Source organism: Desulfosporosinus acididurans, assembly GCF_001029285.1.
GTDB classification, from domain to species: Bacteria; Bacillota; Desulfitobacteriia; order Desulfitobacteriales; family Desulfitobacteriaceae; genus Desulfosporosinus; species Desulfosporosinus acididurans.
The window spans coordinates 194,652-213,493 of record NZ_LDZY01000009.1 but is presented as its reverse complement, the minus strand read 5'-3'; the positions used below and the strand labels follow the sequence as shown (position 1 = coordinate 213,493).

Below are 18,842 nucleotides of genomic sequence, written 5' to 3'. Positions count from 1 at the left end.
TAAGGTGGTGTTTATTTCACGTTATCTCATTTACCTTCCGCAAAGCAGTATATATCAAGGCATTAACCACGGTTGCCGCCAGAGGGCTTCCCCCGCGGGTTCCCAGAACAGTGATTGAAGGGATTTCTTGGTGCTGCCAAAGCAAATCTTTAGATTCCTTGGCACCGACAAAGCCGACTGGAATGCCAATGATTAAAGCTGGACGTGTTTCGGGATCCTCGGCTAGCCGAAGAACCTCCAACAGGGCTGTAGGAGCATTGCCGACAGCAATTATGGCCCCCTGCAAGCGCTCGGGATGCATCCGAAAGGCGGTCATAGAACGGGTAATTCCCCATTCTTTGGCCTGTTGAGCAATTTCCGGTGCATTTAGATAACACTCAACGCTTCCGCCTAACGATTTGAGTTTCTCTTTAGCTATGCCGGCGCGTACCATTTCCACGTCCGTAATAACCCTCGATCCGTTTTTCAGAGCTTGAAGCCCGCAATCAATGGCTTGGGGATGGATGGCAATAACCTGTTCCAACGATGGATCCCCACTCGTATGAATTAAGCGTTCCACGACGGGATACTCTTTTTCCAGCCAGTTGCGGGTGAGACCGGAGCGAATGATACTCATGCTTTTGGCTTCAATTTGTTGGGGATCCAAAATAAACTCTGTCATCCCATTGCCTCCTTGATGCGTTCAGAGGCCAAGCCGGCAATCCCGTCATCTGCTCCTAATTCTCTGGTATAGACGATCTCAACATCGGGATGTTGTTCGCGAAGTTCGCGCAGTTCTTCGTGAATATCGACGGTGACATGAATCCCGCGAAAGAGAAATAGCGGCATGATAATAATTCGTGAGGCGCCTTCCTTGATTTTCTCCGCCACTGCTTCAGGAAGGCTGGGCTTATCGTGAGCCATATAAGCTGGCGTAACGTGTTGGCCAAGCAATGAGCTTACTTTTTCAGCAACTACTAAAAGACCTTGATTCGCCTCAGCACGTCGGCTGCCATGTCCTAAAAGAATGATCTCAGTTTTCATAAGAGTTCCTCCATTTGTTTAAGAAATTGCGGTATTGAATGAGCCACTATTGTTTGGATATCTGGATTATTTAAATTCGCCGGCGGCCTCTTTAATAAGACTAAAGGAATATTCAGCCTGCGGCAGGCATGTACTTTTTCCAAGGTTCCTCCAACTTTGCCGCTTTCCTTAGCAACTACAGCATCGATCTTCAACTGTTGGTACATGGCTTCGTCCCAGGCTTGAGAAAACGGCCCTTGAGCAGCAATGATCTGATTGGGTTTGAAGCCTAAGTTTTCACAGCGTGTTAAAACTTGAGATGTCGGCAAGACACGAATAAAAAGGCTTTTATTGTTAAAACAGGACTGCGCCCTCCACTCCGGCAAGGAATTGCTCCCGGTGGTAAGCAAGATGCGTTCCCCCAGGTCAGCGGCCTTTTGAGCCGCATCTGGGACATCCTCGGCCCAATGAATCAGAGGATGATCCTCAAGTTCCAGTGGTAAACGCTCCCAGCGCAGATAGGGTATTTTTAGTTCAGAACAAACGAATTGGGCTGTTTCCTTGACTTGTATGGCATAAGGATGAGTGGCATCGACGAGAGCAGAATAAGATCCGCTGCGCAGAAGGTCTGTAAGCTGCTTGGCATTTATAGCTCCTGAACGGGCGTCCAGCCCAGATTCTGCAGCTAAATCTGCACCGTAAGCAGTTAGTGTCGACACTAAAACCTCATGTCCCCGAGTCTTTAAGGTTTCAGCCAGGTTTCGTCCATCCTCCGTTCCTGCCAAGACAAAAAGCCTCACAGCTTATAACCTCGAGGAGTAACCATGTAAGGTCCCACAATCCGGGTTTGGGAATTTCCAACGATGACCGTCGTCAGCATATCGATGGGGTAATTTGTAAATTCATTAAGGTTCGTAATCAGAACACTGGATTCGTCACCCCGTAAGGCTTCACGAACAAGGCCGACGGGAGTATCCGGCCGGCGATATTGCAGAAGGATTTCCCGGACTGTTTCAATGTGCTGGGTACGACCTTGACTTTTCGGATTATAAATTGCAAAAATGAAATCCGCTTCAGCGGCTAAACGAACTCGTTTTTCAATGACTTCCCAAGGGGTAAGCAAATCACTCAAACTGATAACAGCAAAATCATGCATTAACGGTGCACCAAGCATGGATGCTGCCGCCGAAGCCGCCGTAACACCCGGGATGATCTCCAGAGGCAGGTCCAAAAGCCCCGCCTGTTCCATACATTCAATAATAATTCCGGCCATCCCGTAGACGCCGGCATCACCGCTGCTTACAACGGCAACGCGATGTCCTTCTCCCGCCAAGCGAATCGCTTCCCGGCAGCGATCAATTTCCTGCCGCATGCCTGTGGCAACGACTTCCTGATGAGTTAAAAAAGGGCGAATTAACTCAATGTAAGTTTTGTAGCCTACAATGTATTCAACCTCGTTTAGTACAGATTGGACCCGTGCTGTCATATGCTCGGGGTCTCCGGGGCCAAGCCCCACGACATAGAGCTTGCTATGCTGATGGCCACCGTGACTCCCTGCCCCTTGGTCTTGGGCAGAATCAGGTGCCCCTTGTGTGCTCCCAGGATACTCGCTGCTTCGCATACTCCGTCCACTCCTATCTTTTCTTTTACAAAGTTTGAGCGCGTTAAATTTTCTTGGCTATTTACTGCTTGAAGTTCATCGGCCGAAAAGGTTTGGAAGGGAACCCCGAGGAATTTAGCCGCTTCCTGCAAACCTGCTTCTTCAGCTTTTAAATCGATGCTATAAAGACCGGATATGGCCTTTAATGAGGCCCCAATTTGATCCAGAACTGAGGTGATTGCATCTAAAACCACGTTACTGGAAATTCCCCGGCGACATCCGACCCCCACACTTAAGACCGGAGGAATTAAATAAATACAATCTTTTTTAGTATCGCCGCGGGGAAAAGCATCAATAATTACGTTTGGGTTATTTTGAAATTCATGCAGAGCTGTTTCTTGAGATATATTGAAGCTCTCAGCGACCCCAGTAATCTTAGTATCCTTAGTATCCTCAGTATCCTCAGTATCCTCAGTATCCTCAGCGTTTTTAATATCCTTTATATCCTTAATGTCCTTAACATCCTTGGCATCTATAGGATTATCCGACCCAATCGTAGATTTAGCGAATCTTCTTAGACAATCTCTAAAACAATAGTGAGGATCATCCAACCAACGTTGATCAATCGAAATGTTATCTGATTTAAGTACGTTAAGATAACCTCGCTCCAAAAGCAACCGGTTAACGACGGGCAAATGGTCAATTGGTTCAACCTTCCAGCCAAACCTTCGAGCATATTCATCAGGTGCCGTAATTCCCCGGCCGTCTGTGGCAGTGGTAATAACCGCCTGGGCTTGGAGATGCTGGGCGATGTCTCTAGCCCAGGCGTTCGCTCCCCCTAAATGACCGGAAAGCAAGGGAATCACGAAATTTCCTGCCTCGTCTAAAACCAGTACGGCGGGGTCCCGGTCCTTCCGGTCGATGAGTGGAGCGATCTGCCGGACCACAATGCCTGAGGCCATGATGAAGATAAGTACTGAACAATCCCGCCATAAGATTGGCAGGAGATCACCTAAACGCTGAAAGGGTTGTAAAGAGATAGTCTCGGGGATTATTTCAGCGCCGGCTGAGAGCGCCTTTTCATGAAGACAGTAGGTCGGTATTGCTGAAGCAGGAAGATTCTCCCCAATGTGCAAGGCCGTTGCCAAGCCTCGATCTGTTAGAGCCAGTAACGCTATTTTCACGTCTCTTTTCCCTGTCTGAATTCATGAGTAAACGTTGGGTCATAAAGCTTGGAACGGGCATATCCTCCTGCCGGATCCAGAAAATCTCCCACAAGAATTTGAGCTTGCTTGCGAATTCCGGCAGCATTTACTTTATCGGCAATCGTTTCCAACGTTCCAACGACTATTTCTTCGTCCGGCCAGCTGGCTTTAGCAACTACAGCGATAGGAGTGGAGACAGGGTACCCTCCCTCAAGTAAGGCTTCGACAACAGACCCCATATCTTGCACGCTTAGAAAAATCGCCATGCTGGATTGGTGCTGCGCTAAATGGGTTAAAGCTTCCCTGTCCGGCACGGGTGTCCGTCCGGCCAAACGAGTAAGAATCAACGTTTGGCTGATATCAGGCAGGGTGAACTCCCGTTTGACCGCCGCCGCAGCAGCAAAAACTGAGCTGACTCCCGGAACCACAGAATAAGAAATTCCTTCTTGGTCTAAGCGATCGAATTGTTCTTTGATTGCACCGTACATACTCGGGTCTCCCGTATGGAGACGTACAATAGTTTCTCCTTTTTTTGTGCCTTCGAGCATTAAAGCGGCCACCTCTTCCAGAGTCAAGGAGGCACTGTCGTGGCAAGGCGTTCCCGGCCGGCAGAGATTAAGCAAATCCGGGTTGACTAAAGAGCCGGCGTAAATGACCCGATCTGCTCTCTCCAAAGCCCGGGACCCTTTGATGGTGATCAGTTCCGGATCTCCCGGACCCGCACCCACAAAGATAACTTCTCCCTTTAGTTTATTTTCGCTCACCGTTTTCCCTCCCTAATAAATTCTTTTTCACCAGGAGCAGACTAAGGTAATCGATCTTAGTGGATTGGAAATCTTCCGGTTTCGGTTCCCAGCAGATTTGCTCCCCGGACTGACCTAAACGTGTGAGTAAAACAGCTTTTCGATCACGCTCTTGGAGAAGGTTGAGAATTTCCGGAAGCCTGCGCGAAACTTTCATCAATACCAAATTAGGAAAATCAAGATATTGGCCAACGTCTTCCGTACTCGGCAGGACCACTAAGGGCTCATCTCCCGTAGCAAGCGGCAAATTGATTTTCGCGGCCGCAGCTGCCATGGCTGTAATACCAGGAACAGTCGTAATTAATTCGGACGGTAATTGCTCTTGGAGAAGGTTCAGCAGATAACTGTAAGTACTATATAAGGAGGGATCGCCTAACGTAATAAAGGCGATAGATTTGCCCTGCTTCAGCTCCTGTAAGAGCATTTCTGCTCCGTCTCGCCAGGCCTTGGCTAAAACTTCCTGATCAGCCGTCATGGGCATTTCCAATTCCAGCAAACGCGCATTAGCAGGACAGTGGACTTTAGCAATGTCCCAAGCAACACTTTCCCTCTCCATTTTCGATTTGGGAATAGCCACCAAATCTACTGTTTGCAGAACTTCAACAGCTTGCAGAGTTAAGAGGCGAGGATCACCTGGCCCGACTCCGACTCCATAAAATTTACCCCATGTTGTTGTCATGATCTTACCCCTTTTCGTGCAGATAATATAAAGACAGGATTTAAGGCTTGGGCCATATGCAGATTATGAACAGGCTGCCAGCGGACAGCTTGAAGAGAAACAATTTCTATATCCTGATAATCCAGTTCAGAGAGTAATTTTACGCCCTGAGAAATCGTTTCAAGAGTAACGGCTGTAATGACAATCCTTCCGTCTTCAAGGAGCGGCACGTTTAACAAAATATCCTCCAGCCGCCCTTTACTTCCTCCAATGATACAGACATTAACCGGCGGAAGTTCCGGAAAAACATCGGGTGCGCTTCCGGGAATCAAATGAAGATTAGAAACGCCAAACTTCTCCTGATTAGCAAGAATCAAGGCTTGAGCTTCGGGATTATGTTCAATGGCATAGACAACTCCCTCCGGAACTAAGCCGGCAGCTTCAATACTAATACTCCCAGTACCCGCCCCAATATCAACAATACTGTCAGATCTGCTAATTTGAGCTTTAGCGAGTACTTGAACTCGAATCTCTGACTTGGTCATAGGAACGTTTCCCCGCAAAAATTCCTGATCCGGTATCCCTATTCGTCCTCCGCGTACGTTATTCGCTGAATTCTTTGCCTGATCGTCGATCACCGAAGTCAGCTCCGGATGCAAAATAAGAATTGCATTCTTCAAGGGAACAGCTTCTTGAGCCAAATGATTGGCATCCATAGTTTGCCATAGCTCTTCGGGGTAAGCTAATGCATTCCCCACTGAAATATTCGGATTTTGTCCAAGATCAAGATAAAATTGGGCGACTCTTTGCGGAGTGTTCGTCCCTCCGGTTAATACTCCCGTCAGATGCCTTATTTGAGTAGGAAGTACTGATAGATCTCGTCCGTGGACACTTACAAAATCAGCCTCTTGCCAAGGGAGTCCTGCCCGGGCAAAGGCAAATTGAAGAGAACTGATACCGGGGTAGACATCGATTTGCTCCCCTGGAAATTCTTTTTTTAGTCGGGGCAAAAGGCTGAAAAAACCTGGATCACCCGAGACAAGAACGCCGATATCTTTCTTAGCCAATAAGGCCGTTCTAATGACCTCAAGGCTGGCCTTAAGGTCTCCTGTTAAACAGTGTTGATCACCCAAGAAATCAGGAAAAAGCTTGAGAGCTCTAGATCCTCCAATTAAAACGTCACAGTTCATAGCCAAATCTCTAACGGCCGGCGGCAGCCATTCTGTTCTTCCGGGCCCGATTCCAATTACCTTTAACATTGATTACCCTTCTTCCATGGTTGACTAACGTTCGGCCGAAACCTGCCTTGGAACTTTGGAACAATTAAAAAAGAGCCTGAGCGGCTCGTATGGTTTATCCTTAATAAACACACACATCTCCTATCGCTCGTAGGACCGTGAATTACTTAAGGAAGGTTTTCTGACTTCAAATCATCATCCTCTTCCTTTATTCAAAACGGTTAAAGGAATGGAAGAGAACTCCTTGTTCACAGTGGCGGGACCGCGCCGGATTTTCACCGGCTTCCCCTTTTAGATCCTCGTTGACTGAGGAACCTTAAGTATTTGTTATAAAATTATAAACCCTAAATGATGTTTCATTAAAAAATAGATGTTTTATTATATCATGTCATCTGATTATCTGAGTATTCTATAAGTATTAGCAAAATTCCTCTTTTCAAAATAATTTATACTGATTTTTTCCATTTTCATTGATTAAAATCTATTTTATAGTTTATTTCTTAATTAGGCAATGTTAGCAATTAGTTTTAAGCCAATTTAAGCAGTTGAAAAAAATTCTCTTGTTAAGGGTATACCCTTATTATCCATTTGCTCTATATTATACCATAATTTATTTGACACTTCACTGACTCTTAAAGAATAAGATATTTTGCATAAAGTGCAAAGAAAGGAGTTTATGATAATATGCCCGAAGGTAAAAAAACTGCGAGTATCGGCTCAGTCGCCATAGCGGCGCTTGTTGGCGGAGTGGCCGGCGCCTTTGTCGGTTTAATGGTCTCACCAAAGAGCGGGGAAGCATTACGTAAGGATATTCAAACAAAGGCAGGAAATCTTGCCGAGCAAGTTCAAGACTGCACAGTTCAGCAAACAGAGGCTTTAAAAGAAACAGGCTCTAACCTGCTCGATAAGGGGAAGAAAATTAAAGAAGATCTTCAAGTCCTCTGGCAGGATTTGAAACCCAAAAAATTAAATTCCATTGACATTGCTCGCTCTTCTGCGGTAGATGTTCAGGTGGACTCAGAATCCGAATCTGAAGCTGAAGATGTTACGTACTCTTCTGAGTCGCCAACTGTTGAAACTTCAATTCAAGATGATATTGATACACTGCCCTAATATACACAAATCCTTACGTAGATTCCATAATAATCAAGAAGCCCTAAAATCGAGCACACGATTTTAGGGCTTCTCTTAACAAAGTGAATAAACGTCTTTACTCTCAAGCCCTTAAGGCTTACCAACATTCCACTTCCAATGCTGTTTTTCAACGATCTCTCGGGCATTCATATCCCAGCCAACGGGCTGACCATTTAGTAAGGTCATGATGGCTCCCACTCGAAGACGGCCAAACGTAAAAGCTTGTGCCCGTTCGCCGGCCAAATGAGCTAAATGATGCAGCAATGCTTGGTGACCAAGGTTTAAAAGTTCTAGAGCAGCTCCCTCCGTTGTGGGAAACTCTGCCAACGCTCTTAAGGTTTCAGCCTTAATTCCGTAAAGTGCAGCATGAGCCAGTAAAATTTCCGTTCGCGCATCAGCCACACGATTATGTGTGTGGAAGATACCTCCCGAAACTTTAATCAATTTGCCGATGTGGCCCAATAAAACGACATCTTCAATACCCCGGTAAACAGCTTCTTCCAAAAGATAACCGACAAAATTGCTCATTTGAATAACGGCTTCTGTGGGAACATCAAAGCCTTCTGTCGCCACACGAAATCCATAATGTCCTGGAGTTAAAACAATTGCTTTATGCCCGTAGGCCACTGCTTGGTCTAACTCCGGTAAAATTGAGGTTTTGAAGGCTTCTTCGGACATGGGACGAACGATTCCACTCGTTCCCAGAATTGAAATCCCGCCCATAATTCCCAAACGGGGGTTTAAAGTGCGTTTAGCAGTCTCTTCACCACCCGGAACTTCAATAGTGATTTCAAGTTCTTCCTGAGAAAAAACTTCCCGTACTGCTTCGCGTATCATTCGTCTGGGGACCGAGTTAATAGCCTTTTCACCTGCAGGTTGATCCAAACCTTTTTTAGTAACTGTGCCCACACCTTGTCCACCCCGAATATGAACCTCTCCTTGAGCCGAAAGCATGCGTACGAAGACACGAATCTCTAAGCCGTCCGTTACATCGGCATCATCTCCGGCATCTTTGATAATACTTGCTGTTGCCCTTGAATTGTCAAGGCTTCCGGAATGGATCAGCATCCCTAAATGTGCTTGATTGGGCAAAGGTATCTCGATTCGTTCCGGCAAACAATCTCCACGCAGGAGAAGACAAGCTGCTTTGGCAGCACCGGCAGCACAGCTGCCTGTTGTATATCCCTCGCGCCAGGTATGTCGATCTTTATTTCGCGCCATAGTTATCTCCTAGTATAAATTATTAAAATTTCAGAAACTTTTTATCCCACTGCGCTTATTTTACCACAACAAGTAGATATTTAGAACTAGTGTTCGGCAATGATTTGACGGGCGGCATTCATCTCACCGCCTATAGAGACCATCAGCCAATCAAATCTTAAATTTATTATAAGAGTCCAAAGCGTAATTTAAAGCGTACAAATAAAGCTAAAAAAGACAAGAGAATAATAACCGTAACTGCCCATAAGTCTCTAGCTGCAATGGCTTTTTTAGGCTGAACTGTCCAAGCCTGAGATAAACCGTACCCTCTGTTCAGCATAGCCATTGATAAGGAATTAGCCATTATTATGGAGTTAATAAACAAGGGGATCATAATCGGAACATAGGAACGAATTGAACCTCTAATTCCTTTCCCATGCAGATTCATTCCCCTTGCCATTTGAGCTTCTAGAATAAGGGACCTTTTTTTATCTAAGGTCGGAATAAAACGCATCGCTGTCGTCAATATCATGGATACTTCAGCAGGAACCTTCAGCCATTGAAAAAATTGAGTAAAATCCTCGAGGGACGTTGTGAAGGTTAAGATTGAAGAAGCAATCAATAAACTCCATATCCGAAGCAGAAAGGTTGTCCCCATTAAAAATCCCCCGACAGTAGCCCCTATATGTTTCCCGGGGAAAAGATAAAAGAGAATTTTCCGGTTGGAAAGATGGACAAAGTGCTGAGGCGAGTAGGAAAAGCCTGTAAGCAGAATGATGGAAATAACAATTGGCAGCAGAGGGATGATAAGGCCGGTTATCTTTCGCAGCGGGATATTTATCGCCAGGGCTAAAAAAACTGTACCTGAGATAATTGCCAGCTGATAAAGTGGATTTTGGAAAAGGAAAGTAAGTATGATAATCACTAAAAAACCCAGCATCTTGCTGCGAACATCTAAACGATGCATTAAGCTATTTTCCGCTGAAGAGGCTGCTAACATTTTGTCATTTCCCCTCTTTCGAACAGTGCCGTAAATTCTTCGGGATAGAGTAATGTCTCTGAGAAGCCGACGTCACTCAAGCAGGCGGAAAGGCGGCAGAGCTGCGGAGGAATAATGGCGGCATCCGCTAATAACTTTTCTTGAGCAAAGACTGCGCGAGGATGTCCATCAAGGAGAACACTGCCTTCTTTCAGGACGATAACACGTTGAGCATACTGAGCTACAAGATCCATGTCATGACTTACCATAATTATCGTCGTACCCCCATGATGAAGTTGGTTTATCAACCTCATCATGGCCTGAACACCAGAATAATCTGCACCGGTTGTCGGTTCGTCAACAATTAGGATTCGAGGTTTCAACACTAAGATTGAGGCTACGGCAATCATCTGCCTTTCCCCTTTTCCCAAGGTAAAGGGATGAACATGACGATAACGCTCTAAGCCGGTTTCCTTGAGGACCTGATTAATCTGTTCTTTGATTTGTGCCGTCGTTAAACCGTTATTTTTCAAACCGTATTCAATTTCTTTCTCAACGGTTGTGGAAAAAATTTGATGGTCCGGATTTTGAAAAACATAGCCAATGGTTCTTGCCAAATGAGCGGTATCATACTTTTGGGTACTCATGCCGTGGACACGGACTTCTCCGCTTGTCGGTTTCAACAAACCGTTCAAATGTTTTGCTAAGGTCGTTTTACCGGCCCCGTTTTGGCCAATCAGGGCGACAAAATCGCCGCTGTCTATTGTTAAATTGATTCCTTGGAGAATAGGTTTTCCCGCTTGATATTGATAAAACAAGTCCTTGATTTCGACGGCTCTGGCCTCCGCAAACTGATGGTCTTTCCAAGCGTGCTGTTTCGATTGAAGGGAAAAATCCTTTACACTATTAGCAAACCGCTTAGGACTCGATAACAGTTTTTTCAAAAGACGTGCCGCTGACGGGAGATCTAAGGGGATTTCGTCAAAGGCTATCCATCCTTTTTCATATAAGTTCCATCCCACAAGACTAACAGGCAAAGGTTTTATACCATACTGCTGCAATAAAGGAATGTTGCGAAAAAGCTGAGTAGGTTCACCACGCCAAACCTGTTGTCCCTGATTTAAAACGATTATCTCATCCGCCCTGTTGATCACTTCTTCACTGGAATGTTCCGCCAATAGGATGGTCAAAGCTCTTTTTCGGCGCAATTCATCAAGGGTTGCGTAAATCTCTAAGCGTCCTGCAGGGTCAAGTTCTGATGTTGGTTCATCGAGTACTAAGATTTCGGGTTCCATGGCCAGGACTCCCGCAATAGCTAAACGTTGTTTCTCACCCCCGGATAATTCCTCAGTCAAACGCTGGTTGTATCCTTTGAGCCGAACTTTTTCTAAGGAACGATCAACTCGGTGTTGGATTTCTTCTGAGGGAACAGAAATATTACGGGGACCAAAGGCCGTATCTTCTTCCACAGTACGGCCAAGGATTTGAGTTTCAGGATCTTGAAGGACAAGGCCCAAAATTGTGGACATAAGCTGGACAGGTGTTTTTCTCACGTTTCTGCCTGCCACTTTAACCTCGCCGGTTAATTTCCCCTCGAATAGCTGAGGTATCAGTCCGTTGAGGCATAGACTCAAGGTTGTTTTCCCGGCTCCGGCAGCTCCCATCAAGACAACGAACTGTCCTTTGTTTAGGCTGAGGTTAATACCTTCTAAACTTGGTTGGAGAGAATTTGGATATTGATAGGAAACATTATTAAGTTCAATGGCTTTGTCATTTCCGTCGTTAATACGATCTCTTGTTGTTGTTTCGATTACCATTGTTTCCTCAGTTTCCTCCTTACGAGCCTAAATGAGCCGTGTTCCTTTGATTGCTTTATAGGCTAGCGCCGAAATAATTACATTAAGGGCTGAGCCGATGATGAGAAAGGGCAGTAACCCAAGAGCCCCTCCCATTCCCATAATCGGCAGCATCGCAAAGGAGGATACAACTCCATTGAGGATTATGCCTGCAATGGCTGCCGGAATAAGGCCGAAAGTTTTATTCACCCAACGATAAACCACGGCCCATAAAGCCATTTGCACAGCAATATAAATATGAACGGGGATTGTCAAAGGGAAGCCAACAACAGCCGATGTTAATAAATGGCCAAAAGCAATGACTACTGCTCCCTCAATTCCTCCAAAGGCAAGAGCACAGAAAAATCCTGGCGCCGAATCCATACCAATGGTTCCCACTGGACTGGGAATCTTAATCAGTGCCCCCACATAACTCAAGGCCAGAAAAATAGCCATAATCGAAAGCCGTTTGACATTAAAGGCGGACAGCTTGACGTTCTTAGCTTCTACGTTAATTTGACTCATCGAATTTTTCCTCCCTAATATTCCATCATACTTTAATACTTTAATACTTTTATACTTTTTTACGAAAAACAACTTCATCCTACTATCTAACCAAATAAGTTCATGAATGAATACAATCTTTCATGTTTTTTGCTTTATGTTTAATATATCAGCTCACCAATTTTGACCAGCATTAATTGATTTAGGTTTGAAGTGATAAAATCTCCTGTTATAGCTGAAGATGCCGAGAAAACAAGACATGTCGACGGACCGGCGGATTTACTTAAGTCTAAACCGCAGGATTGATGAATAAACAATTGCCGTTTAGCGTTTGAGGCAAGCTGCTTGGCTTCTGCTAAAATCCCTTTTGAGCCTACAGGAATAATGTCATGGATTCCGGGAGTTGCCAAGAGTTTTCTTATCTCCATGATCTGTACTATTTCCGGGTCCTCAGGATCGCTAAGTTCTGAGCCAACTTTCGGCAAACCCAAACAATATACCTGATCTCCGGCTTGTGAAGTTCCAATACGCAGCCGATCTTTAGCAACAGTACCAATAACACTGATACCAAGGCCAGTCTGCTGGGTTGGCATATTTTTCTCAGTGCTTACAGCCATGGAGAGAGAAAGACCGGCAAAAGCTAATTCTTCTTTCACCCCCTTTAATAGTTCATCACCTGCTGGATCGGGTTCGTTAGAAATGGCAACGGTCATAATTTGAGGCTCTGCGCCCACAGCTAAGACTTCTGATAAGGCAACCCTCGTGGTCATTCTTCCTGTAACTCGCCAAGATACTTTAACGACATCGAAATCTTTCTGTCCAATTGCTCCACAGGAATCACAAGATACAATGAGATATTGTTCCGGATTAATTAAAACAGCTTCAATATCCCGCCCCTGATACCCCAACTCTTATTCAACTCCTTTCCCCAAACAAAACAAAAAGTTCATAGTCATAAATCCGCCTTGAAAGACAGAATTGTGACCATGAACTTTGCCTTGATTCATGTTCTACATTATAGGCAGGTCTCCTGACTTAGAATCAACGACTCATACGCCTTCCCGGCTTCCCAGTGGCTTAAGCATAAGTCTCCTCGTTTACAGTGGTGGGTCCGTCTGGGATTCTCACCCAGTTCCCTATTCTCCCTTATTAAGGGCACCTATAATGTCTTTAATTAATCGTATTTTAATCCATAGAGATTCAGATTACAAGAGTTTTTTGAATCTTCGACCTACCAGAAGCCGCCTCCTGCTGAGCATTAGCTCCTGTATTGATTTCTAATCAGAGCTAATTCTTTACGCCTCTTGACAAATTCTTGCACTTGGTCTTTCAGCCAGACCTGAAAATGTTCCTTTAAATAATCTTTTGTCAAGCGGCTGCCGGAAGGACCGAACTCCCAATGCCAGGAATTTCCCTGATCCGAGGGCAAGATGTTCGCTTCTTGGCCGCAAAAAGGACATAGAGCGTGATTGGGTTCTGGGAATTTCCAGAGATCAGACCAACAGGTAGGACATCGTCCGGTTTCCGGCTGATGGGGATTACCGAACAAGGATTGTCCAAGAGCTTTAATTCGCTCTTTGCCTTCCGGATCAACTAAGGCTTCACCAGGAAGAGCACCGATAAACATATGGGCGTCTTTAACGTTCAACCCCAAAAAACGTGCATAAGTGATAAGGGCCGAAAGAGTATACCCTTCCCAACCTTTAATTCCGGCTGTCCCGATAATGACACAGGGCTTGCCCCAAATCTGATCAATTTGTTGAGCAAGAGCGATAATTCGGTCTCCGAAAAGTTTTGTAATTCCTGCGGGACCCAAAGCATAGCAGGGCGACGAAAAAATAACTCCATCGGCTTCTTTGATCCGGTCAAATAAGGAATATAAATCATCATCCAAGGAACAGCGCTTATCCTGGCCTAAGCAGGCATAACAAGCTTTACACGGCAGCAGCTTTAACTCTGTCAACTTTACAAGATCCAGCTGCACTTCCTCTCCCACGGAAGCTGCGGCTTCTTTAATCAGAATTTCCCCGTTGGCTAATTTTCGCTGGGAAGCCACAATTCCCAATACTCTTCTCAAACTGATCTCCTCCCTTTATCCAGTTTTTAAGGCCCTCACTTCGTGTTAACTGTCACAATTTTTAATTATTATCTATCAAATCTCTATGTGCTAAATTATACCATCAATATTATTCTATTACTGCCTTAGAAGTAAATGGATTCATTAAAACTCTAATTCTGGAGAATCTATTAGAGAATTAAATTTAAGGAGGAATAGCCCACATGAATGTTAAGAAAATGCCTCAACCTAATACCGGAATCAAATGTGTTGTTAACACCTGTCATTATTATGGTACAGGAGATCATTGCCATGCAGAGAAAATCGAAGTTCAATCTCCCAATGCAACAACTACTACAATGACAGATTGCGCTACCTTCCTTCCCGAATAACCCTAGAAGATTTTTTACCCCATGATTTTATCATAAATAGGAAAGTCTAAGGCTGGTTTTATGAAGACAAGCCTTAGACTTTTTTATTTTATTCACTTTACTGAAGGGGATCTCGTAACAAAATCAGATATCCCGTATTTTTAACTTTTACCGTCTTTGTCACATCTCTACGTCCTCATGCATATTAAAGTGAGAGATTATATTTATCCAGTTTTTAAGCCCCTTCGTTAACTTCAGCTTTAGCTGAACGAGTTCATTTATGCCCAAGAAACTCCCTAAAGGTAAAGGAGGAAATCTTATGTCGAGACGTTTGTATAGATCAAGTCAAGATCGGCAGCTTGGCGGCGTATGCGGCGGAATAGCTGAATACTTAGATTTGGATCCCAGTCTTGTTAGGATAGGTGCTTTACTTCTTCTTTTAGTGGGCGGAACAGGTTTTTTGGCCTATCTTGTGGCCTGGTTCATAATACCAAGTGACAAAAATATCTAAATTATGAACTCCGCTCGAATTAATAACATAGCCACTTCTTCAAGTGAGGATGATCCTCATACCTTCTCCACTGGAGACTTTCGCCATCGAAGCCCCGATGTTCAGCTTTAGCTGAACGAGTTCACTGACTATTCTTCTTTATCTTTGCTCCCATGCTGCAGAATAAACATCTTGTAATATAACCCTTCTTGAGCCAAGAGTTCAGCATGAGTCCCCCTCTCCACAATTTTACCATGGTGGAGGACTAAGATAAGATCGGCATCCTGAATCGTTGAAAGCCGATGAGCAATAGCGATGGTTGTTCGTCCCTGACGCATCTTTCTTAAAGCGTTTTGGATGGCTTCTTCTGTTTCTGTATCTACATTGGCTGTGGCTTCATCTAAAACGAGAATCTTGGGATTACCGGCAATAGTCCGGGCAAAACAGATAAGTTGACGCTGTCCGCTGGATAACGTTGCCCCCCGTTCACCCATCGGCTCCTGAAGTCCCTGAGGCAGCCTGCCTATAAAGCTTTCGGCTTGAACGAAAGAAACAGCGTCTCGAACTTCAGTTTCTTTAACTTCCGATCTAGAAAGAGCAACATTACTGGAAATAGTACCAACGAACAGAAAGGGATCTTGAGCTACAAGTCCTACTTTTGACCGCAGTTCCTGATCAGAGAGCCTAGATAAAGGAATTCCGTCGATGAGAATTTCGCCGTGAGTAACCGGATAGAACCGCATGAGCAGATTGGCAATGGTACTCTTGCCGCTGCCTGTATGCCCGACTAAAGCGACAGTTTGCCCTGGATAGGCAGTAAAACTGATTGATTTTAAGGCCATTGCTCCCCTGGCGTCACTATCATAAGAGAAACTGACATTTTTAAATTCTATCTTTCCCTGACTTATGGCAGGTGAATCCGGCGCAGTGACCTTCGAGGTGATTCGGTGATCATCCAATAATTCAAAAACCCGTTCAGCAGCAACTAAAGATTGTTGAAATTGAGACAGACGCTGCATCATCATATTGACAGGTTCAAAGAAACGGTCCAGATAGTTGATAAAAGCGTACAGTACCCCGATTTCAATTGGCCCCGTCAAGGATTGGAGCCCAAAATAGTTTAAGACAATAATTAGGGCCAAAGTATAGATCAGGTCAACAGCCGGACGAACAAACAAACTTTCTAAACGAATGTTAGCCATTGCTTCCCGATAGTAATTATCGTTGATGGTCTGAAATTCCTGACGAAAGCGCTTCTCCTGGCGCATAGCCTGGATAATAGACATTCCCTGTATGGATTCATTCAGTTTGGCATTGAGATAACTAAGTTCTTTGCGTAATCTTCGGTAAACCTTGGTACTAACTTTGCGGTATGAAATCATGAGGATGATAATAATAGGAAGCAGGATCAGGCAAAAAGAGGCTAGACGCACATCTAAGTAAAACATAGCCACAAAAACCCCAAGCATAAACACCACATTCTGAACGAAAGCAGCCAAAACTCCCACAAACAGCTCTTTAATGGCTTCCGTATCGTTAGTTATGCGAGAAATTAAGGCACCGGCCGGAGTTTTGTCAAAAACCCTAAATTCCAGATGCTGCACATGGCTGAAAACATCAATTCGCAGCTGCTGGACAATTTTGAGAGCAATTTCATTAAAACTGACTAATTGACGATACTGCAATACTGCCGACAGTATGTTCAAACCAAGATAACTTGAGGCTAAGATGATTAGTGACCCCCGATTAAAGGAACGCGGCACTAAGTGCTGATCGAGAAAAATCTTAACCAAAACAGGACCGATGACGTCCGAAAAGGTAGCAAGGATTAGAAGGAAAGAAGCAACCGTTAAAGCTTTTTTATGGGGGACAAGATAGTTAAGCAAGCGTCGAATCACCATCTTAATGTTCCGCCCCCTCTTCAAGCAAGGATTCCAGCTGTTGTCTTCGATAAGTGCCAGCATACCAACCATTGAGTGCCATCAGTTCTGAATGAGAACCTTGTTCGCTGATTTGTCCGTCTTTAAGCACGATGATTAGATCTGCTTCTTCGACAGCGCTAAGACGATGTGACGATATAAACGTGGTTTTTTGAGCCCGCATTTGGCGCAGACTCTCTAAAATTGACTTTTCTGTTTTCGCATCAACAGCTGATAAAGAATCGTCTAAAATAAGAATTTCCGGTTCCAACAAAAGTGCTCTGGCAATGGAAATCCTCTGCTTTTGCCCGCCAGAAAGAGTAACCCCTCTGTCCCCAACTAACGTATTATATCCTTCTGGGAAACCCAAAATATCGTCGTGAATGTCGGCAATTCCCGCCGCATTCTGGATTTCGGCAAAGGAGGCTTCCGGTTTTCCCATGGCAATATTTTCAATAATAGTAGTGGAGAAAAGAAAATGGTCTTGAGGTACATAACCTATCTTACTGCGTAACGATTGGAGAGTTACATCGTAAACTGAAGTCCCTCCTAGTTGAAGATCTCCATCATTAAGGTCAAATTCGCGCAGAAGAAGACGGAGGAACGTTGTTTTCCCGCTCCCGGTTTTACCGACAATTCCCAGAGTTTGGCCCTGTCGGACCCGAACACTAATGTTTTGCAAAATGGGTGTCTTTCCTCCGGGATAGGTAAATGAAGCTTTGGCAAAAGTGACATCACCATTGTCGAATCGGTCAAGAGCTCCATCCTTTTCATTAATCTTCTGGTTAATCTTTAATAAGGTATCGACCCGGTCATAGGACGCTCTGCCCCGTTCAAGGATGTTAAACAACCAGCCGAAAGCGAGCATTGGCCAGATAAATTGGCCTAGATAAATAGTAAACTGAGTGAGCTGTCCAAAGGTTAAACTTCCATTAATTACGTCAATTGAACCAAAAATAAGAGCCAGAAAAAAAGAAATCCCGATAATAAGCTGAATTGTCGGATCAAAGAGAGCATCCACTTTAGCAACAGCAATGTTCTTCTCTACCACATCCTCAGATAAGCTGCGAAAAGCTTCTAATTCTGCCTCTTCTTCTCCGAAAGCTTTGACAACTCTCATGCCGTTAATGTTTTCCAGCACTTTATCGTTAAGATCAGAAAAGGCAGCTTGGGCTCGATGAAACCTCTTATGGAGCATCGTCCCATAACGACTCGTAGACCAAGCCATTAACGGCATGGGCAACAGTGTAATCAGAGTGAGTTTCCAACTGATAAATAGAGCCATGGATAAAATCACTAATCCGCCGGTCGTTAAAGAATCGACCAAAGTCAATACTCCCATGCCGGCGGTCATTTCAACGGCTTGAATGTCATTGGTCGCATGGGCCATTAAATCACCGGTTCGCTGCTTTTGATAAAACTGCGGGGACATAAGGGTAAAGTGATCAAAAAGTTGCTTTCTCAACAGCCTGCTTAAACGACTGGCCGCCCCGAAAATCATTAAACGCCAAGAAAAACGCAAAACATAAACTACCAGGCCAGTCCCTACAAGCAACAACGTCCAATGAAGCAGCGATACTGACGTTAGGACTCCGCGGCTGATTTCATCAATAATAACTCGAACTACATAGGGAGGAAATAAATTAAGAAAGGCGACGAGAACTAGGACAACTATCCCGGATATGTAGCTTTTTTTCTCCAGCTTAAAAAACCACATGAGATCTTTAAAAAGAAGCATATAATCTCCTCTCATAATCAAACAAGCGTCATTTATTATGGTTTATCCAATCGCAAGACTCCCATTTCTTAAGTGGGAGTAGTTCGAGAGTCCATCCTTCAGCGTGATAG

19 protein-coding genes and 2 riboswitches are annotated in these 18,842 nt (G+C 44.5%); of the genes, 3 read left to right on the top strand and 16 right to left on the bottom strand.

The window, feature by feature from the left end; genetic code table 11:
• Positions 1 to 16: 16 nt before the first annotated feature.
• From DEAC_RS14130 to DEAC_RS14095, 8 genes are read right to left on the bottom strand one after another with little or no spacing between them, the layout of a single operon-like run.
• Positions 17 to 661: a precorrin-8X methylmutase gene (locus DEAC_RS14130; RefSeq protein WP_047810707.1), complete on the bottom strand. Its 645-nt coding sequence runs from the start codon at positions 659 to 661 to the stop codon at positions 17 to 19.
• Positions 658 to 1,023, bottom strand: a complete 366-nt coding sequence (locus tag DEAC_RS14125; protein WP_047810706.1) for a sirohydrochlorin chelatase — start codon at positions 1,021 to 1,023, stop codon at positions 658 to 660. Before DEAC_RS14125 ends, DEAC_RS14130 begins: the two co-directional genes overlap by 4 nt.
• Positions 1,020 to 1,787, bottom strand: coding sequence for a precorrin-6A reductase (cobK, locus tag DEAC_RS14120; RefSeq protein WP_242847163.1), 768 nt, complete (start codon positions 1,785 to 1,787; stop codon positions 1,020 to 1,022). Before cobK ends, DEAC_RS14125 begins: the two co-directional genes overlap by 4 nt.
• A gap of 11 nt (positions 1,788 to 1,798) precedes the next feature.
• Positions 1,799 to 2,488 (bottom strand): precorrin-3B C(17)-methyltransferase, encoded by a 690-nt coding sequence (cobJ, locus tag DEAC_RS14115; protein ID WP_047810704.1) that lies wholly within the window; start codon positions 2,486 to 2,488, stop codon positions 1,799 to 1,801.
• Positions 2,485 to 3,786: a cobalt-precorrin 5A hydrolase gene (locus tag DEAC_RS14110; protein WP_047810703.1), complete on the bottom strand. Its 1,302-nt coding sequence runs from the start codon at positions 3,784 to 3,786 to the stop codon at positions 2,485 to 2,487. The genes cobJ and DEAC_RS14110 overlap by 4 nt, the downstream gene beginning before the upstream one ends.
• Positions 3,783 to 4,571: a precorrin-4 C(11)-methyltransferase gene (gene cobM, locus DEAC_RS14105; protein ID WP_047810702.1), complete on the bottom strand. Its 789-nt coding sequence runs from the start codon at positions 4,569 to 4,571 to the stop codon at positions 3,783 to 3,785. The genes DEAC_RS14110 and cobM overlap by 4 nt, the downstream gene beginning before the upstream one ends.
• Positions 4,558 to 5,289, bottom strand: coding sequence for a precorrin-2 C(20)-methyltransferase (gene cobI / locus DEAC_RS14100; RefSeq protein WP_047810701.1), 732 nt, complete (start codon positions 5,287 to 5,289; stop codon positions 4,558 to 4,560). The genes cobM and cobI overlap by 14 nt, the downstream gene beginning before the upstream one ends.
• On the bottom strand, positions 5,286 to 6,527 hold the full coding sequence (locus DEAC_RS14095; protein WP_047810700.1) for a bifunctional cobalt-precorrin-7 (C(5))-methyltransferase/cobalt-precorrin-6B (C(15))-methyltransferase: 1,242 nt from the start codon (positions 6,525 to 6,527) through the stop codon (positions 5,286 to 5,288). The genes cobI and DEAC_RS14095 overlap by 4 nt, the downstream gene beginning before the upstream one ends.
• 133 nt (positions 6,528 to 6,660) lie before the next feature.
• Positions 6,661 to 6,840: riboswitch (cobalamin riboswitch) on the bottom strand.
• A 350-nt stretch (positions 6,841 to 7,190) separates the two neighbouring features.
• On the opposite strand from DEAC_RS14095, the gene DEAC_RS22300 reads away from it, so the two are divergent.
• Positions 7,191 to 7,619 carry a YtxH domain-containing protein gene (locus tag DEAC_RS22300; protein WP_053006443.1) on the top strand — a complete coding sequence of 143 codons (429 nt, stop codon included), beginning with the start codon at positions 7,191 to 7,193 and terminating at the stop codon, positions 7,617 to 7,619.
• A gap of 111 nt (positions 7,620 to 7,730) precedes the next feature.
• On the opposite strand, the gene cbiD is transcribed toward DEAC_RS22300, so the two are convergent.
• From cbiD to DEAC_RS14060, 6 genes are all read right to left on the bottom strand, one after another.
• Positions 7,731 to 8,861 (bottom strand): cobalt-precorrin-5B (C(1))-methyltransferase CbiD, encoded by a 1,131-nt coding sequence (cbiD, locus tag DEAC_RS14085; protein ID WP_047810699.1) that lies wholly within the window; start codon positions 8,859 to 8,861, stop codon positions 7,731 to 7,733.
• A 166-nt stretch (positions 8,862 to 9,027) separates the two neighbouring features.
• Positions 9,028 to 9,840, bottom strand: coding sequence for an energy-coupling factor transporter transmembrane component T family protein (locus DEAC_RS14080; protein WP_047810698.1), 813 nt, complete (start codon positions 9,838 to 9,840; stop codon positions 9,028 to 9,030).
• Positions 9,834 to 11,636, bottom strand: coding sequence for an ABC transporter ATP-binding protein (locus DEAC_RS14075; protein ID WP_047810697.1), 1,803 nt, complete (start codon positions 11,634 to 11,636; stop codon positions 9,834 to 9,836). Before DEAC_RS14075 ends, DEAC_RS14080 begins: the two co-directional genes overlap by 7 nt.
• A 27-nt stretch (positions 11,637 to 11,663) precedes the next feature.
• A complete protein-coding gene (locus DEAC_RS14070) occupies positions 11,664 to 12,179 on the bottom strand; it encodes an ECF transporter S component (RefSeq protein ID WP_047810696.1) in 516 nt (171 codons plus the stop codon).
• A gap of 140 nt (positions 12,180 to 12,319) precedes the next feature.
• Positions 12,320 to 13,066 carry an AIR synthase related protein gene (locus DEAC_RS14065; protein ID WP_047810695.1) on the bottom strand — a complete coding sequence of 249 codons (747 nt, stop codon included), beginning with the start codon at positions 13,064 to 13,066 and terminating at the stop codon, positions 12,320 to 12,322.
• Between the two features lie 95 nt (positions 13,067 to 13,161).
• A riboswitch (cobalamin riboswitch) is annotated at positions 13,162 to 13,336 on the bottom strand.
• Between the two features lie 80 nt (positions 13,337 to 13,416).
• A complete protein-coding gene (locus tag DEAC_RS14060; protein WP_047810694.1) occupies positions 13,417 to 14,235 on the bottom strand; it encodes a flavodoxin family protein in 819 nt (272 codons plus the stop codon).
• 203 nt (positions 14,236 to 14,438) lie between these two features.
• Here DEAC_RS14060 and DEAC_RS22810 point away from each other — a divergent pair, with 203 nt between their 5' ends.
• Positions 14,439 to 14,606 carry a DUF1540 domain-containing protein gene (locus DEAC_RS22810; RefSeq protein WP_083996164.1) on the top strand — a complete coding sequence of 56 codons (168 nt, stop codon included), beginning with the start codon at positions 14,439 to 14,441 and terminating at the stop codon, positions 14,604 to 14,606.
• Between the two features lie 298 nt (positions 14,607 to 14,904).
• Positions 14,905 to 15,096: a PspC domain-containing protein gene (locus DEAC_RS14055; protein ID WP_047810693.1), complete on the top strand. Its 192-nt coding sequence runs from the start codon at positions 14,905 to 14,907 to the stop codon at positions 15,094 to 15,096.
• 128 nt (positions 15,097 to 15,224) lie between these two features.
• Here DEAC_RS14055 and DEAC_RS14050 read toward each other — a convergent pair whose 3' ends face one another.
• On the bottom strand, positions 15,225 to 16,976 hold the full coding sequence (locus DEAC_RS14050) for an ABC transporter ATP-binding protein (RefSeq protein ID WP_152671407.1): 1,752 nt from the start codon (positions 16,974 to 16,976) through the stop codon (positions 15,225 to 15,227).
• 1 nt (position 16,977) lies between these two features.
• Positions 16,978 to 18,732, bottom strand: coding sequence for an ABC transporter transmembrane domain-containing protein (locus DEAC_RS14045; RefSeq protein WP_047810692.1), 1,755 nt, complete (start codon positions 18,730 to 18,732; stop codon positions 16,978 to 16,980).
• Positions 18,733 to 18,842: the final 110 nt, after the last annotated feature.

Coding starts and splice junctions, on each gene's coding strand:
- DEAC_RS14130 (WP_047810707.1), bottom strand. CDS start 661: ATGACAGAGTTTATTTTGGATCCCCAACAAATTGAAGCCAAAAGCATG.
- DEAC_RS14125 (WP_047810706.1), bottom strand. CDS start 1,023: ATGAAAACTGAGATCATTCTTTTAGGACATGGCAGCCGACGTGCTGAG.
- cobJ (WP_047810704.1), bottom strand. CDS start 2,488: ATGACAGCACGGGTCCAATCTGTACTAAACGAGGTTGAATACATTGTA.
- cobI (WP_047810701.1), bottom strand. CDS start 5,289: ATGACAACAACATGGGGTAAATTTTATGGAGTCGGAGTCGGGCCAGGT.
- DEAC_RS14095 (WP_047810700.1), bottom strand. CDS start 6,527: ATGTTAAAGGTAATTGGAATCGGGCCCGGAAGAACAGAATGGCTGCCG.
- DEAC_RS22300 (WP_053006443.1), top strand. CDS start 7,191: ATGCCCGAAGGTAAAAAAACTGCGAGTATCGGCTCAGTCGCCATAGCG.
- cbiD (WP_047810699.1), bottom strand. CDS start 8,861: ATGGCGCGAAATAAAGATCGACATACCTGGCGCGAGGGATATACAACA.
- DEAC_RS14080 (WP_047810698.1), bottom strand. CDS start 9,840: ATGTTAGCAGCCTCTTCAGCGGAAAATAGCTTAATGCATCGTTTAGAT.
- DEAC_RS14075 (WP_047810697.1), bottom strand. CDS start 11,636: ATGGTAATCGAAACAACAACAAGAGATCGTATTAACGACGGAAATGAC.
- DEAC_RS14070 (WP_047810696.1), bottom strand. CDS start 12,179: ATGAGTCAAATTAACGTAGAAGCTAAGAACGTCAAGCTGTCCGCCTTT.
- DEAC_RS22810 (WP_083996164.1), top strand. CDS start 14,439: ATGAATGTTAAGAAAATGCCTCAACCTAATACCGGAATCAAATGTGTT.
- DEAC_RS14055 (WP_047810693.1), top strand. CDS start 14,905: ATGTCGAGACGTTTGTATAGATCAAGTCAAGATCGGCAGCTTGGCGGC.
- DEAC_RS14050 (WP_152671407.1), bottom strand. CDS start 16,976: ATGGTGATTCGACGCTTGCTTAACTATCTTGTCCCCCATAAAAAAGCT.
- DEAC_RS14045 (WP_047810692.1), bottom strand. CDS start 18,732: ATGCTTCTTTTTAAAGATCTCATGTGGTTTTTTAAGCTGGAGAAAAAA.